13 protein-coding genes and 1 CRISPR repeat array are annotated in these 15,788 nt (G+C 60.7%); of the genes, 4 read left to right on the forward strand and 9 right to left on the reverse strand.

Annotation, left to right across the window (positions count from 1 at the left end):
• Together GZ093_RS06130 and GZ093_RS06135 are read right to left on the reverse strand one after the other, a co-directional pair.
• On the reverse strand, positions 1 to 759 hold the full coding sequence (locus GZ093_RS06130) for a TSUP family transporter (protein ID WP_296483511.1): 759 nt from the start codon (positions 757 to 759) through the stop codon (positions 1 to 3).
• A 281-nt stretch (positions 760 to 1,040) separates the two neighbouring features.
• Positions 1,041 to 2,750 (reverse strand): GMC family oxidoreductase N-terminal domain-containing protein, encoded by a 1,710-nt coding sequence (locus GZ093_RS06135; protein ID WP_296483515.1) that lies wholly within the window; start codon positions 2,748 to 2,750, stop codon positions 1,041 to 1,043.
• Between the two features lie 106 nt (positions 2,751 to 2,856).
• Here GZ093_RS06135 and GZ093_RS06140 point away from each other — a divergent pair, with 106 nt between their 5' ends.
• Genes GZ093_RS06140 through GZ093_RS06155 form a run of 4 tightly spaced genes read left to right on the forward strand, consistent with a single transcriptional unit; the run spans position 2,857 to position 6,468 of the window.
• Positions 2,857 to 3,987 carry an ABC transporter permease gene (locus GZ093_RS06140; RefSeq protein ID WP_296483518.1) on the forward strand — a complete coding sequence of 377 codons (1,131 nt, stop codon included), beginning with the start codon at positions 2,857 to 2,859 and terminating at the stop codon, positions 3,985 to 3,987.
• Positions 3,984 to 4,790, forward strand: a complete 807-nt coding sequence (locus tag GZ093_RS06145; RefSeq protein ID WP_296483521.1) for an ATP-binding cassette domain-containing protein — start codon at positions 3,984 to 3,986, stop codon at positions 4,788 to 4,790. The genes GZ093_RS06140 and GZ093_RS06145 overlap by 4 nt, the downstream gene beginning before the upstream one ends.
• An 11-nt stretch (positions 4,791 to 4,801) precedes the next feature.
• The gene (locus GZ093_RS06150) at positions 4,802 to 5,767 is read left to right on the forward strand and encodes an MlaD family protein (protein ID WP_296483524.1); all 966 of its coding nucleotides are present in this window, start codon (positions 4,802 to 4,804) and stop codon (positions 5,765 to 5,767) included.
• The gene (locus GZ093_RS06155; RefSeq protein WP_296483528.1) at positions 5,764 to 6,468 is read left to right on the forward strand and encodes an ABC-type transport auxiliary lipoprotein family protein; all 705 of its coding nucleotides are present in this window, start codon (positions 5,764 to 5,766) and stop codon (positions 6,466 to 6,468) included. Before GZ093_RS06150 ends, GZ093_RS06155 begins: the two co-directional genes overlap by 4 nt.
• Before the next feature lie 39 nt (positions 6,469 to 6,507).
• Here the strand turns inward: GZ093_RS06155 and GZ093_RS06160 are convergent, their stop codons facing one another.
• The 7 genes from GZ093_RS06160 to cas8c all read right to left on the reverse strand — a co-directional run bounded on the left by GZ093_RS06160 (position 6,508) and on the right by cas8c (position 15,787).
• Complete coding sequence (locus tag GZ093_RS06160; protein WP_296483530.1) at positions 6,508 to 6,906, reverse strand: rhodanese-like domain-containing protein; 399 nt, start codon at positions 6,904 to 6,906, stop codon at positions 6,508 to 6,510.
• Positions 6,907 to 7,007: 101 nt separating this feature from the next.
• A CRISPR array of direct repeats spans positions 7,008 to 9,831; the repeat unit is 37 nt; unit sequence GTTTCAATCCGCGCCCAGCATGAATGCCGGGCGATCC.
• A 225-nt stretch (positions 9,832 to 10,056) separates the two neighbouring features.
• Complete coding sequence (gene cas2 / locus GZ093_RS06165; RefSeq protein ID WP_296483533.1) at positions 10,057 to 10,347, reverse strand: CRISPR-associated endonuclease Cas2; 291 nt, start codon at positions 10,345 to 10,347, stop codon at positions 10,057 to 10,059.
• A gap of 9 nt (positions 10,348 to 10,356) precedes the next feature.
• On the reverse strand, positions 10,357 to 11,385 hold the full coding sequence (cas1c, locus tag GZ093_RS06170) for a type I-C CRISPR-associated endonuclease Cas1c (RefSeq protein WP_296483536.1): 1,029 nt from the start codon (positions 11,383 to 11,385) through the stop codon (positions 10,357 to 10,359).
• A 12-nt stretch (positions 11,386 to 11,397) separates the two neighbouring features.
• A complete protein-coding gene (gene cas4 / locus GZ093_RS06175; protein ID WP_296483538.1) occupies positions 11,398 to 12,036 on the reverse strand; it encodes a CRISPR-associated protein Cas4 in 639 nt (212 codons plus the stop codon).
• A 23-nt stretch (positions 12,037 to 12,059) separates the two neighbouring features.
• The gene (locus tag GZ093_RS06180) at positions 12,060 to 12,926 is read right to left on the reverse strand and encodes a BRO family protein (protein WP_296483541.1); all 867 of its coding nucleotides are present in this window, start codon (positions 12,924 to 12,926) and stop codon (positions 12,060 to 12,062) included.
• 47 nt (positions 12,927 to 12,973) lie between these two features.
• Positions 12,974 to 13,861, reverse strand: a complete 888-nt coding sequence (gene cas7c / locus GZ093_RS06185; RefSeq protein ID WP_296483544.1) for a type I-C CRISPR-associated protein Cas7/Csd2 — start codon at positions 13,859 to 13,861, stop codon at positions 12,974 to 12,976.
• 18 nt (positions 13,862 to 13,879) lie between these two features.
• A complete protein-coding gene (gene cas8c, locus GZ093_RS06190) occupies positions 13,880 to 15,787 on the reverse strand; it encodes a type I-C CRISPR-associated protein Cas8c/Csd1 (RefSeq protein ID WP_296483546.1) in 1,908 nt (635 codons plus the stop codon).
• Position 15,788 lies beyond the last annotated feature (1 nt).

The raw sequence follows: 15,788 nt of genomic DNA on the forward strand, positions 1-15,788 counted from the left end.
TCAGCGAAGGAAAGCGTCGTAGCCGGTTTTCAGGATCAGCGCGCCTACGATCACGATGAAGAATGCCCGCACAAAGCCGGTGCCATGCTTGAGCGCCAGGCGCGTGCCGAGCAGGCTGCCCGCTACATTGGCCAGCGCCATGGCGAGGACAAAATGCCACCAGATATGGCCCTTGGCCACAAACAGAATCAGCGCCGCCGTGTTGGTGGCGGTGTTGATCAGCTTGGCCGCCGCTGAGGCGCTCAGGAAGTCGTAGCCCATCACGCGCACAAACAAAAACACCAGAAAGCTGCCGGTGCCGGGGCCAAAGAAACCGTCGTAAAAACCGGTCGCAGCACCGATGGCGGCCGCCAGATAAGCCTCTTTGTCGCCCGAGAACAGCGGCGCATGGGTACGGCCCAGTTCTTTTTTGAGCACGGTGTAGATCAGCACCGCCAGCAACACGCCGGGCAGCAGCTTGCGCAAAAAATCAGGGGATACCACGGTCACCAGCCAGGCGCCGGCGAAGGCCGCGACAAAACCGGCGGCGGCCGCGGGCAGCAGAGCGGCCCAGCGCATCTCGACCTGGCGGCTGAATTGAAGGGTGGCAAAGGCAGTGCCCCAGACCGATGCGCCTTTGCCGGTGCCAAACAGGGTGGCCGGGTGCGCGGCGGGGAAGGTGGCGAACAGGGTAGGCACCAGAATCAGACCACCGCCGCCCACAATCGAATCCACAAAACCGGCCAGCAGCGAGGCAGCAGAGACGATGAACAATTCCATCAGGGCATTGTCGCATCCGGGTGTGGCGGCTCGGAACTACATTATTTGTAGCTTCTAATGCAATAACGACGGGGGCTGCAGGCTGATTTGGCATAAAAAAAGCACCGGGGTTGCCGGTGCCTTCCTCAGCGCAATCTTCGCTGGATTGCCTCGTTTTACACTGCCTCTTGGGGGTTTGTCTCCCGGGCCTTTCAGGGTCAACGGGCCGGTGGCTCGTTGACAATTGGCCCGACTTTACGCGGCTGCGGCGGACAGCGCATCAGGATTTACCCTCTTCGGATTTACCCTTTCAGTTGCCGTGCTGCATCCTCGACGATCCAGCGCGCCGCCTTCTCGGCAATCATCAAGGTCGGCGAGTTGGTGTTGCCGCTGGTGATCACCGGCATCACGCCGGCATCGACCACGCGCAAGCCCGCAATCAGGCCGCCGCGGTTGCCACGCACCCGCAGGCGCGCATCGACCACCGCCAGCGGGTCGTCGGTCGCGCCCATTTTGGTGGTGCCGACCGGGTGAAAGATGGTGGTGGCAATGTCGCCGGCCAGGCGCGCAAGTTCGTCGTCGGTCTGAAACTGCACGCCGGGCTTGAACTCCTGCGGCTGGTAGTTGGCCAGCGCCGGCTGCGCCACGATGGTGCGCGTCAGGCGCAGCGAGTCGGCCGCCACCTGGCGATCCGCCTCGGTGCTCAGGTAGTGCGGTGCAATGGCAGGCGCCGCATCAAAGCGCGGGCTCTGGATCTGCACCGTGCCGCGGCTGCTGGGCTGCAGGTTGCAGACACTGGCGGTGAAGGCGTTGAAGCGGTGCAACGGCTCGCCAAACGCGTCCAGGCTGAGCGGCTGCACGTGGTACTCGATGTTGGGGTAAGGCTGGCTGGCGTCGCTGCGGGTGAAGGCGCCCAGCTGACTCGGCGCCATGCTCATCGGGCCACTGCGTTTGAGCGCGTACTCCAGGCCGATCATGGCCTTGCCCCACAGCGAGTTGGCCTGGGTGTTGAGCGTCTTCACGCCGGTCACCTTGAACACGGTGCGAATCTGCAGGTGATCCTGCAAGTTGGCGCCCACCCCCGGCGCGTCCGCCTGCACCACAATGCCATGCTGCTGCAACAGCGCGGCCGGGCCGATGCCGGAGAGTTGCAGAATCTGCGGCGAGCCGATGCTGCCGGCGCTCAGGATCACCTCAAAGCTGGCGCTGGCGTTCACCATCTCGCCTTTGACGCAGACCTGCACGCCGCTGCAGCGCTGGCTGCCGTCCAGCTGGTTTTGCAGCTGCAGTTGGACCACCTGCGCTGAGGTCCAGAGCGTGAAATTGGGCCTGTTCATGCAGGTGGGGCGCAAAAACGCCTTGGCCGTGCTCCAACGCCAGCCTCTTTTCTGGTTGACCTCAAAGTAGCCAACGCCCTCGTTGGAGCCGGCGTTGAAGTCGTCGGTCGGGTTGATGCCCGCCTGCTGCGCGGCTTGTGCAAACGCATCCAGAATGTCCCAGCGCAGGCGCTGCTTTTCGACCCGCCACTCGCCGGCGTTGCCATGGAAGTTCTTGAAATCTTCAAGTCTTTTTGGCCTCTGGCCCCCGTCCTTAATGCTTGAGTAGCTATCCAATTTATAGTGACTCTCATGCGCCATGAAGTCGGGCAAACAGCGCTGCCACGACCAGGCATCGTCGCCGGTGAGCTGCGCCCACTGGTCATAGTCATGCGCCTGGCCGCGCATGTAGATCATGCCGTTGATGCTGCTGCAGCCGCCCAGCGTCTTGCCGCGTGGATAGCGCAAGGCGCGGCCATTCAGGCCGACTTCGGCCTCGGTCTGATACAGCCAGTCGGTGCGCGGGTTGCCGATGCAGTGCAGGTAGCCCACCGGGATGTGAATCCAGGGGTAATCGTCTTTGCCGCCGGCCTCGATCAGCAGCACGCGCTTGGCCGGATCCTTGGACAGCCGGTTCGCCAGCAGGCAACCGGCGGTGCCAGCGCCGATGATGATGTAGTCAAACGTGGTGCTCATGCGGCCATTCTGCCGCAAGGCGAAGAGCGGTCAAGCACCCCGGCGTCAGCGCTTGGCGTTACGATGCCCGCATGGTTCTTGTTTCTCCATTCCACGCTGAGTCGCCATGACGCCAGACGCCCCAAGCATTGAGCGCAGCCCTGCGGCTGACGGCGCAGGGCTGCGGCTGTCGGGTGATTGGTCGGCCGCGCGCCTGGCCGAGCCCGCCAATTGGGCCCGTTTGCAGTCCGACTTGTCCTTCGCTGCCCCGGGTGACGCGGTGAAGCTCAGCTGGGACCTGCGCGGCCTGCAGCGGCTCGACCACACCGGGGCCCAGGTGCTGTGGAACGCCTGGGGCCACCAATGGCCCCCTCAGCTGTTGATTGAACCGCCGCAGCGCGCCATGCTCGGCCGGGTCGAGCAGTACGCGCTGCCGGCGCCGGTGGCGCGGCGCACCAGTGCCTGGCAATTGTTTCTGGCGCTGGGCGCCCTGGTCTGGCTGTTGATTGACCACCTGAGGGATGCGACCCGGCTGCTCGGCCAGTTGTTGCTGGACACGCTCAAGCTGCTGCGCGCGCCCGCCAAGGGCCCGTGGCGTGACGTGTCGGGCCACCTGTTTCGCATCGGCGCCACCGCGCTGCCGATTACCGCGCTGCTGGGTTTTTTGATTGGCGTGGTGCTGGCGTACTTGATGTCGCTGCAACTGCGCCAGTTTGGCGCCGACAGCTTCATCGTCAATATTTTGGGCATGTCGGTGATTCGCGAGCTCGGGCCGGTGCTGGCCGCGATCCTGATTGCCGGGCGCTCGGGTTCGACCATCACGGCGCAAATCGGCGTCATGCGCGTCACCGAAGAGCTTGACGCCATGCGCGTGATGGGCATCGCCCAAGGTTACCGGCTGGTGTTGCCGCGCGCCATTGCCATGGCGCTGGCGATGCCGCTGCTCACGGTCTGGACCTCACTGGCGGCCTTGTTTGGCGGCATGCTGGCCGCTGACCTGGCCATGGGCGTGACACCAGCGTATTTTTTTGCCGCCTTGCCCCGTGCAGTCGAAGCCTCCAACCTGACGCTGGCGATGAGCAAATCGGTGGTGTTTGGCCTGCTGATCGCCCTGATCGGCTGCCACTACGGCCTGCGCGTCAAGCCCAACACCGAGAGCCTGGGCCAAGGCACGACCGCCTCGGTGGTGACCTCGATTGCCATGGTGATTCTGGTCGACGCGGTGTTTGCGCTGGTGTTCAAGGACGTGGGCATATGAGCGCCGGCGCGCCAGCTGCCCCGGCCGTGGTCGACATCGACAAACTCTGGTCGGTATTCCACACCGCCGGGCGCGACGCCGTGGTGCACCAGGACCTGAACCTGCGCATCGAAGCCGGTGAGTTCATGAGCATCGTCGGCGGCTCCGGCAGCGGCAAGACCGTGCTGCTGCGCCAGATCCTGGGGCTGGAGAAGCCCGCCCGGGGCCGCGTCACGGTGCTGGGCCAACCAGCAGCGCAACTCGGCGCCGAAGGCGCGGCCAGCCGCGTCGGCATGCTGTTCCAGCATGGCGCCTTGTTTTCTGCGTTCACGGTGCTGGAGAACATTGGCTTTGCGCTGCGCGAGCTCGGCACCCTGCCGCTCCCGCTGATTCGGGAGGTGGCCATGGTCAAGCTGCAGATGGTCGGCCTGGATCCAGCGCAGGCGCACAAAATGCCGTCTGACTTGTCCGGTGGCATGATCAAGCGGGTGGCGCTGGCGCGCGCGCTGGTGATGGACCCGCCGCTGCTGCTGCTCGATGAGCCCACCGCCGGGCTCGACCCCGACAGTGCCGACGGCTTTGTGGCGCTGCTGCGCTCGCTGCACCAGGAGCTCGGCCTGACGGTGGTGATGGTGACGCACGACCTGGACACCCTGTTCGAGCTCAGCACCCGAATTGCCGTGGTGGCCGAAAAGCGAATCATTGCCTGCGGCACGCCCGTGGAGGTGATGGCGCATGATCATCCGTTTGTTCACGACTTTTTTCTGGGCGAGCGTGGCCAGCGGGCTGCGGCCGTGTTGCGTCAATCCCCGCTTACCGAGTAAAACACAGACTTATGGAAAACAAATCTCATGCCCTGGCCGCTGGCGCCTTTGTGCTGCTGATGCTGGCCCTGCTGGTTGGGCTGGCACTCTGGCTGACCCGCGACACGCAGTCGCAGCGAATCTATGAGCTCTCCAGCGCTGAGGCCATTTCCGGCCTGCAGCCGCAAGCCACGGTGCGTTTCAAAGGCGTGAACGTAGGCAAGGTCAGCGCCATTGGCTTTGATCCGGTGACGCCCGGCAATGTGCTGATCCGCATCGCGGTGGATGAGCAGGCCCCGATCACCCAATCCACCTTCGCTACCCTCGGTTTTCAGGGTGTCACCGGGCTGGCGTTCATCCAGCTCGACGACACCGGAACCTCCAAAGTCGCGCTGCGCGCCGATTTGGACCCGCCCGCGCGCATTCCGATGCGCCCGGGCCTGTTGGCTGAACTGTCCGAGCGGGGCCTGCGCATCATGGGGCAGCTGGAAGAAACCACGCAGCGCGTCAACAAGCTGCTGGGTGACGACAACCAGAAGACCGTGATCGGCGCGATCGACAACATCGGTCAGGCGGCGCGCGGACTGCAGCAGTTTTCAGACCGCACCGGCAAGCTGCTGACGCCGATGGTGCAGGACGCCACCGTCGCTCTCAAGTCGATGCAAGCCACGTCCGAGCGGGTCGGCGACAGCGCCGACGAGGCCCGCGTCTCGGCCCGCGCCTTCCGAGCCGTCACCGAGCGCATGAACGAGCCCGGCGGCACGCTCGACCAGCTCAGCTTGGGGGTTGGCACACTGGGGGCCACCGCCCAAACCCTGAACACCTTGACGCTGCCGCGCCTGAATCAGGCGCTGGGCGACACCGCCCGCATGACGCGCCAGGTCGGGCGGGCGGCCGTCAACGTCAGCGACAACCCGCAGTCCCTGCTCTTGGGCAATGGGCCGCAGGCGCCTGGCCCGGGCGAACCCGGCTTTTCTGCAACCCCAGGTCAACCATGAAATACGCTGTAAATTTCATAGCATCCAACGCTCATTCTACGGGGGCTAGAGCCCTAATTCTTCTATTTTTTGTGACGCTCACTGGCTGTTCGCTGACGCGCCCCACGGCACGTCCGGCGGTGTATGACTTTGGACCCGGTGGTCTGAGCAGCGCGCCGGCGCCCCAGGCGGGCCACGTCGGCGCGTCTGCCCTGGCGCCACTCGTCCTGGAAGAGGTGAAGGCCAGCAGCGCACTGGACGGCAGTGCCGTGCTGTACCGGCTGGCTTATACCAATGCGCAGCAACTGCGGCCCTACGCGCAGGCGCGCTGGAGCATGCCACCGGCCCAACTGGTACGCCAGCGCCTGCGCGAACAGCTGGGGCAAGACCGCGCCCTGCTGGAGCCGGGAGCCGTCGTCAGCGCGGCCAAGCTGGCAACGCCGGACGGGCTGGCCAGCGTGACCCCGATCAACCTGGGCGTGGAGCTCGAAGAATTCAGCCAGCTGTTTGAAACGCCCGGCTCAAGCGTGGGCCTGCTGCGCCTGCGTGCCACGCTCACCCAGGCCAGCCCCAGCGGGGCAGGCTTGCTGGCGCAGCGCATCATCGTGGTGCAGCGCCCGGCCCCCAGCGCCGATGCCGTCGGCGGTGTCCAGGCCTTGAAGCTCGCCACCGATGCGGCGGCGCAGGAGTTGGCGCAGTGGTTGCAGCAGTTGGGTCGTTAGGCGCCAAGCGCCCGCGGCTAACTGCGGGTCCGCAGCGGCTTAGCGCGAAGCGGTGCCGGTGAGCACCGGCAGACCGGCCCGCTGCCAGGCCAGCATACCGCCCTCGACGTTAGAGGCGGCGCCGAAGCCCGCTGTTTCGAGCAGCGCGGTGGCCTGCGCCGAGCGCCGGCCGGAGCGGCAAATCAACACCACGCGCTGGCCTTTGAAGGGTGCGATCTCCTTGAGCCGCTGTGCCAGCTGGCCCAGCGGGATCAGCGTGCTGCCAGGGGCATGACCCTGCGCGTACTCATCGACTTCGCGCACGTCCAGCAGCAGCGCACCGCTGCTTTGCAGCGCGGCGGCCTGTTTGACATTGACGGCGGGCAGACCTGCGCTGGCGGCCTGTGTCAGCGCCAGCAAGGTGATCGCCAGCAGGGACTTGCCTAAAGTTGGTTTCATCGTGGTTCCTTTTGGCTTGGGGGATGGCTGCAAAGGGCGCAAGCATAGCAAGACAGAGTCCTGACCTGAACCTGCAGGGATACAACTCAAGACAACGGCGTGTTTCAATCCGCGCCCAGCATGAATGCCGGGCGATCCAACACATCGCCCCCCAAGCCGCTGCTGGCAACCGGTTTCAATCCGCGCCCCGCATGAATGCCGGGCGATCCCATGCAAGAAGTGAAGTTCTTTGTCCCAGATCATGTTTCAATCCGCGCCCAGCATGAATGCCGGGCGATCCCGGTCATGTCGGGGAGTGGATTCGCTGGTAAACGGTTTCAATCCGCGCCCAGCATGAATGCCGGGCGATCCGGCCACCCACGCCGTAGAGCCGCAAGCCCTTAGGGTTTCAATCCGCGCCCAGCATGAATGCCGGGCGATCCGCAAGTGGTGCGGGTTTTTAAACCTAGATGGAGCGTTTCAATCCGCGCCCAGCATGAATGCCGGGCGATCCGTGAGTACGGATACCCAACGCTTGAAGCGGCGATGTTTCAATCCGCGCCCAGCATGAATGCCGGGCGATCCCTGATTACCGAGTGGTTTGTTTGCTTACCAAAGAAGTTTCAATCCGCGCCCAGCATGAATGCCGGGCGATCCTCCGAGGCGGGCTGCGAGCCCAAGAGTACATGCGTGTTTCAATCCGCGCCCAGCATGAATGCCGGGCGATCCACAACGTAAGTGCTGGCTACCTGGAAACGCTGCAGTTTCAATCCGCGCCCAGCATGAATGCCGGGCGATCCGGGCGGTGCCATCGCAGAAAAAATGGCATACAACTTGTTTCAATCCGCGCCCAGCATGAATGCCGGGCGATCCTGTACGCCTTTCAGCGCTGTACCACCTCAAGCGTGTTTCAATCCGCGCCCAGCATGAATGCCGGGCGATCCGGGCGCTGCCAAGGGCTTCATCAGCTATAGCAAGAAGTTTCAATCCGCGCCCAGCATGAATGCCGGGCGATCCTGTGATGGCATTTCTTGACGCATCAGAGTTTGTAGTTTCAATCCGCGCCCAGCATGAATGCCGGGCGATCCCCGCATAGGCCGGGCTCTGTTGCTCCAGCCAGATGTTTCAATCCGCGCCCAGCATGAATGCCGGGCGATCCCCTGAGCCGCACGCTGCTGGCCAACCATGGCCGGATGTTTCAATCCGCGCCCAGCATGAATGCCGGGCGATCCCCAATGATGAATTGGCCGCCGCAATGAAAGAAGCTGTTTCAATCCGCGCCCAGCATGAATGCCGGGCGATCCGCAGCAAATTGCCAGTGCAGCGACACCTGCACTGTTTCAATCCGCGCCCAGCATGAATGCCGGGCGATCCCTCTTTGTTTCCGGCGATGACGCGGATCCATGAGGTGTTTCAATCCGCGCCCAGCATGAATGCCGGGCGATCCCGAGCACTTTGACCACGATGTTGCTGATCGAGTCGTTTCAATCCGCGCCCAGCATGAATGCCGGGCGATCCGTGCAGCCCGACTTTGTACTGACCGACGAGGATATGTTTCAATCCGCGCCCAGCATGAATGCCGGGCGATCCCAGGCGCCATAGAAGCTGGATGAGCGGGACCAGCACGTTTCAATCCGCGCCCAGCATGAATGCCGGGCGATCCAATCTGGTCGGCGGGTATCGCGCCGGTACCCCAAGTTTCAATCCGCGCCCAGCATGAATGCCGGGCGATCCGCTGCTTGACGTAGGGCTGGTAGTCGGCCAGCTTGTTTCAATCCGCGCCCAGCATGAATGCCGGGCGATCCCTTCACGCTTGAGGCGTTGCAACTCGGTCCAGGGTTTCAATCCGCGCCCAGCATGAATGCCGGGCGATCCCCGCAAGAGTCGGCGCAAGCCGGGTATGACAAGGGGTTTCAATCCGCGCCCAGCATGAATGCCGGGCGATCCCCTGGCACGGTCAAAAGCGCATGTGGTCCGTGATGTTTCAATCCGCGCCCAGCATGAATGCCGGGCGATCCCCCCTGAGATGGGCGCCGAGAACGCCATGCCCGACATGTTTCAATCCGCGCCCAGCATGAATGCCGGGCGATCCGCGCCACCAGCACCACCCTGCGCTGGAAAACACTGTTTCAATCCGCGCCCAGCATGAATGCCGGGCGATCCTTTGTGACGCTGGCCTTTGGCACAGCCACCACAGGTTTCAATCCGCGCCCAGCATGAATGCCGGGCGATCCCTGGCCAAGCTTGAGATTGGGCGGCGGCTTGCTGGTTTCAATCCGCGCCCAGCATGAATGCCGGGCGATCCGATCTACGAGACCGCCATCTCCAAGCAAAAGGCCGTTTCAATCCGCGCCCAGCATGAATGCCGGGCGATCCGTGGCCGACGACGGCTCCGGTGCCTAGATTGATTTGTTTCAATCCGCGCCCAGCATGAATGCCGGGCGATCCACCGCATCGGCGGGGGTGGTGATGGTCAGCATGGGTTTCAATCCGCGCCCAGCATGAATGCCGGGCGATCCGGCAGGATGTAGGTGATGCCGCTGAGTTGGATGGGTTTCAATCCGCGCCCAGCATGAATGCCGGGCGATCCCAAACTGCTTTTCACCATGCAGGGTTTTTGTCTCGTTTCAATCCGCGCCCAGCATGAATGCCGGGCGATCCCCGAGCAAACGGCACGGGTCACCGCCGTCAGCGCTGTTTCAATCCGCGCCCAGCATGAATGCCGGGCGATCCGCAGGCCGAGTTGGACTTCATCGCGCAAAAAGTCGTTTCAATCCGCGCCCAGCATGAATGCCGGGCGATCCCGAGAGGTTTTCATGATGATTTGCTTTCTGGAATGTTTCAATCCGCGCCCAGCATGAATGCCGGGCGATCCCCGACGAAATCGGCCAGCCCGTCACCACATGGCAGTTTCAATCCGCGCCCAGCATGAATGCCGGGCGATCCGCTTCGCCGCCAAAGGCTTGTCAGCAAAGGCATTTTTGGTGCATTCGCGCGAACCTCGTTGCTCCACAAGACCAACCCCGTAGATTTGCGTGGAGAGATTCTGGAAAATCATTTGAATCAATGGCTTGCGTAGCGCGCGAACCCTATAGGGAGAAGTCAACCACTTGGGGTTCGCGGCATTGACCTTACCACAGGCCATGCGTCTGCGAGCACTTCGGGGCGCAATCAATGCATCAGCGGCCCATCAAAATCCACCGCCTTGAAGGAGCCGTGCTCAAGAACTTCGAACCCGCGGGTACTGGGTATGCGGTACAGGCGCAAGCAGTCTTGCTGCGCATCGATTTCTGCGAGCAATTCCCGCTCAAGTGCCTCAAATTGCGCTACATCCAACTGGCACTCAAAAACCGATTTTTGTACCCGCTGCCCGGTGCTCTCGCAGACTTTGGCAACCCTTCGCAAACGGCGGCGCCCCGCCTTGGTTTCAGTACACACATCGTAGCAAACCAGTACCAGCATGGCTCAATCCTACTTGGCTACAAACGGCACATACGGTGCACCGTCATCGCGCAAAGAGCGCGCCATCAAGCGTGCCTGCACCAGCGGCACCAGGCCCAAGGGGACAGACTGCGCCAGCAGCGGGTGATTGATCTCGTCGCGCTTGCGTTCCTGATACGCCACCACCACGGCCTTGCGCGCATCGGGCTCCAGTAACACGCCACCGCCTTCACGCAAAACAAAATCATCAGCGTCCAACTGACCCCGGTTGATGAGCGTCAGGGCCAAGCGATCAGCCCAGGGGCGAAACTCTTCCATCAAATCCAGCGCCAGTGCAGCGCGGCCCGGTCGCAAGGCATGCAAAAAACCCACTTGCGGGTCCAGCCCGGCTGCCTCCAACGCGCTACGGCAGTCGTTCATCCACATGGAATACAAGAATGACAACATGGCATTGAAGCGGTCACGCGGCGGGCGACGCGTTCGCCCATCCATCTGGAAGACCGCGCGCGACTCAGGGCGCACCAGCAAATTGAGGCCGCTGAAATACTGGCGCGCCGCCTCACCCTCAATACCACGCAAGGCGTCCAGACTGGTGGTCCCGGTGAGCGCGCGCAAACTGGCAGCCAGGTCGTCGGCCAGGCGGGTTAATACCTGGGCTTCGTCTTCTGACTTGGCTTCGCGGGCGCCGCGCTGCAACACCTGCCGGGTGTTTTTGATCTTGCCCGCCACACAGGCGCGTGCCATGTCCAGCGTAAACGCGGGGTCTGCCACACGCCCAAACTGAGCTTGGCGCAGCAGAACATTGCCTGTGACTGCGCCCTCTAACCTTGCTTTGAAACGCCCATTGTCATCCAGCAACACCAGCGCAATGCCACCTTCAGCCAAGCGGTGCATGAGCGGTGCCGACAAGCCCGTATGACCGAAACACACCACCGCGCTCAAGTGGTGCAGTGGCACACGTAGCCTGGTTTCTTGCTCCACCTCCACGCGCAGAGTGTCGTTGTCCAGGCGCAGATAAGTGTCCGCTGTGGTGACGTAGAGGGTGTTGAGGAGTTGCATGGGCATCCAGACCTAGGAATCGGGGTCGAACAGCGCAGACCGAGCGGCGATCAGCCCCGCGTGCGTGGCCTGCGGTTGGCAGCGCTCCAGCAGCGAACACGCTTTGCAACGCTTGGCCGCCTGCTCGCCCACCAGTGGCGGGGGCAACTCGCCGCTGGCCAGCATTTGGCGGATGGCGTCAGCGGTCTGCGCCACGTCAACGCGCAATTGTTCAGTGATAGCGACCACGCGCCGACGTTTGGAAGTGGCGTAGTAGAGGGCGCCCTCGTTCACCGTCTTGCCTGTCATGGCTTGCAGGCACATGCCTTGGGCTGCCAACTGCAGATCGTCACACGCGGCAATGTCTGCGGCCTTGTTGCGGCTGCCGTGTTTGTATTCCACCGGGTAGGGCACGCCCCCAGCCAAAAATTCCACTACGTCGGACTTGCCCACCAAACCCAGCTCGTCATGCCACAGAGGCAAAGCGCGCTCCACGCGAACGCCTTTGGCGGTTTCGACTCCGGGCTGGTCTACCTTGGCATGCACCGCCTGGCCACGCAGGGTGTGGACGTTGTCGTCAAACACCTGCTCCAAGTGAATCAGTCCGCACTGGCGCGGGCAATAACGCCAGTGCTGCAGGGCAGACAGGGGGATGGGGTCAGGTTCAAGCACAAGCGGCCCGATGCGTGGATGCTTTACGCTTTCTTTGCGGCCTTGATGGCCTTGACGACCTTCACTACCTTGGGCGCAACCGGTGGCAGGTAATTGGCACCGGTGACCACCGACTTGCCGGTCTGGCTTTCCAGCTGGTGGCGGGCTTGGGCGGCAATGCGGCCTCCCGTTTTGGCAGCGGACTTGTTTTTTGCCATGCCGGTGGCATCCACACTTTCAGCTATCTGCCGGGTGGACAGCTCAGCCAGGGCCGTGAAAATTAGCTCCGCCTCGCTCATGTGGTCCCGCAGGTTGTGGCTTGTCAGCCCCTTCATATCCTTGTGCTCCGCGACACTCACGCCCGACCACTCCTGATGGATGATGTTGGTCAGGATGGCAAATTCGCTGCCCTTTTTGATGTCGTGCTCGCTCCAATAGTCGGTGAGCTTGTTGCGGGTTTCCTGCCCGGTCATACGTTGCTGAATCCATTTGTCGCTGCGACCGTGCTGCTGCCAGGTCTGGCGGGCACGGTCCAGCGACAGGGCCGGATCGGCCATCTCTTGCATGCGCTCATAGCCGACCTTGGCAAGCCAGAGTTTGATGGGTTCGGCCTTGGGGCTGGGGACGGACTGCACCAGGCGCAGCAGGGTCTGGGCGGTGGCAACATCGGTGAGGTAGTTTTTCCCGTCGGCTGCCGGTAATTTCAGTCGGTGACAGTTTGTCACCGACTCACTGCCTTCCTTGCTCAGACGCTCTTTGAGCTTGTTCCAGTATTTGCGCGCAGTCTGGTAGTCGACCTGCTGCGTGAGCACCTGCACCACATCGATGACCGAAAACCACCAGATTTCAGTCGTCTCGTCGTATAAACGACGAATTGTCTGACCATCAAATTCAGTGGGAAAGATTTTCATTACCGGTTCCTTTTAGCGGGTTCATTTTCAGCAGCGTTGTGACCCACTCAAAATCCATCAATGCATTCAGGCTCAAGTCCAGCCAGATCGTCAATCGTGTACGTGCCGTCAGGGTGAACTGTCAGGCTCCGATGCACTTTGGCCGAGGAGTACTGCCCTGACTTGCAATTGTGTTTCCACCAAATGACTTTGATTACCTCCATGCTGCCCGCTGGCCTGGCTGAGGACTCATCGTTCTCAAATAACTTCGGCAGCACTTTTTTCATGGCATCTGCATCGTTATCAGAAAACCGGGTTTTTTCGGCCAATTGCGGATTCATGCTGCCGTAGAAGCGGTAGATGCCGTGATCAACGCGGTGCTTCATGCCCATCGTGTCGGGACTCCGTTTCCCATCCTTGGTATCTTCGCCGTTGACACTTTTTGTAATTTGCGTGCTGATGACATCAATCGGTTCCACACTGAAAGCAGATTGAACCGTCACTGGTCCCCGAATGCCAATCGACACACCGGTGTCACCCTCATCTTCGCTACCGTCTTCTTTCTTTTTGCCGGCTTTCTTGTTGCTCTTGAGCGCAAACAACTGACCAAAAGCACGTACGTCAAACCATTTGGCACAAGCCAGCGTGACCGTCTTATCTGATCCCAATTCCTTATCCAAACCAGCTTCAGCACGTGACCGCAAGCTCTTGCAGTCATCTGCCTTTCGATCATCAGACTGCACAAATATCATGTTTCCATCATCTGCTCTGCCATCCGCTATCCAGCGCTCAAGCAATCGGTCACGAATCTTCCGTTTGATGGAAACATCGGTCATTTCGCCGAAATTTGAATAGTCAGTACGCGGGCGATTTCCGTTAAGCGGGTCTCCGTTCGGGTTGGCGTTTTTCACGCGCAGAATCACAGCGAAGTCAATTTTGTTTTGTAAGGTTGTCATGTTGGGCTCCTTGGTTGTTTATTCAGTAGGGGTGTCTTCAGCGCTGTTGCTCGCATCAATTTTTGGTGGATTCAATTCCCGTCGTTGGCAGTGGTATCCGAGCAAAAACTCACCGGAAAGCTTCTTGTCGTCAAGAAAATCATCGCCAACAAAGCTGCAAACGATGGTGTCATGCAGCTTTTCCATTTCGTAAAGAAACGCGGGGCGCTTGGCTCGCAAGCGTGATTTCGACGGTGCTAGAGCCAATTCAATTGTCCGCCACGTGCTGGCAGGTCGGTCGGCGAAGCGCTGCATCAATTTGGCCGCAGTGGTGTCTCGCGTCTCTTTTCCAACGTAAAGCGCTCGGCCCTCAATGTGCTCAGCCACAGCCAGAAGGCGTCCGTAGAGGTAGTCCCGGGATGTCCGGTCTGTTTCCAATGTCATTTGATAGTCCCTTTCATTAAAAAAGCCTTTGAACAAAGAGCAGGCAATCCCAAGATTTTTCTCCCACTCCCAGTGCTCCATGCCGACGCGATTACAAGACCGTCGTACAACTGAATCAACAAGATCGCGTGGGAACGGCTGGCTATCAACAATGCAAGGCAGTAGCCGCTCAATCGTGCTTCTTCGCAACTTGTAGTCGATACGGCGACCATAAACAGCCTCTGCGATATCGCGCGGGGCGGGCGCGCCAACAAATTTGGAGTCCTTGCCGAAGTTTTGCAGCCAAGCAAATTTCTCGTGCCAAGACTGAAGTCGATCAAGGAATTCAGAGCCTTTCAGCTCCCGGTAGAAAGAAATGGCCATGCGCCCCGGTGTCGCCGAATCAAGTCCCATGACGATGATGTCGTCGGTCGGATCAAGCTTTGCGCGGTATCCCGCGATGGCTTTCTTTAGCCTCAAGGCAAAAGCTTGACCAACGTCACCAACATCAGCCTGCAGTTCATCCAGCACAGATTCGGAAGCGTCTTCACCACTCAAAAAAAGTGAAAGTGAATCCTTGAATGGATCAGGCACCGGTTTACCGGCAACAGCCCAGGTAACAATAACTTGATCTTCATTTCGATACGCTTGTCTCTGGATCAGCCAACGCAGCGCGTTATGCGCCTTCTGGGTCACCTCATAGCCAACACCACAGGCTTGCAACCCCGTTTTGTCGGTGAACCTGCCCAGAAAGGTGTAGCCTGAATCGTCATTGGCACTAATGAGCTTGGCACCATCCCCCGCATGGCGGATTCTCTTGGGGTGACTAGCGGCAAGTGCGGCTTGGGCATCACCAGTCACCATACAAACGCCGGTTAATTTTTTGGTGCTGGCATCGTATGCAGCCCAAGCGTTTTGCAAGGGCTTATCTTCCCAAACAGCAGTACACGGATTGTCTAGCTCCCAGACCTGCCAACGAACGAAGGCATCGCCTTGATCCCTTTCCCCGTCTTTGGCGGTCAAATACCGAAAAATATTCGGGGCTTGCTCTTCGCTTGTCCATCGGGTAAACAGTATTCCGTCTGTACCAAGGTGGAGGACTTTTTCATTCACTAAGTCCTGCACCAAACGACCCTTTCTGACATATTGAAGTACTGCCTTTGCTTTGGGATGGCTGAATTCCGAGGTACACCACGCATTGAGTTGCTCCTCGTATTCCCTAAAGAAACTTGGTTTTTTCCCGCCATAGTGGGGGTAATCAACGGCGCAGTATTGAACCTTGTCGCATAAAGGATGTGGCGGTGGCTTTGTTCCGACACGCCCGGCCGACTGTTCCGTTGCCGGTATGACGGTTTCCACTTTCTGAACAGTTCTTGCACCCTTGAAGTTTCCATCCGCATCAATCGTGATTTCGACGTGAGCTTGCTGCGGGGTGTGGCCTATAGGGAGCAACCCGATCTCACCAGGCGCTTCCCGCCCCCAACACTGCTCGTAGGTTTCATAAAGTTTTTGAACCCAGCTCACG

This window comes from Rhodoferax sp., assembly GCF_010365055.1.
GTDB lineage: Bacteria > Pseudomonadota > Gammaproteobacteria > Burkholderiales > Burkholderiaceae_C > Rhodoferax.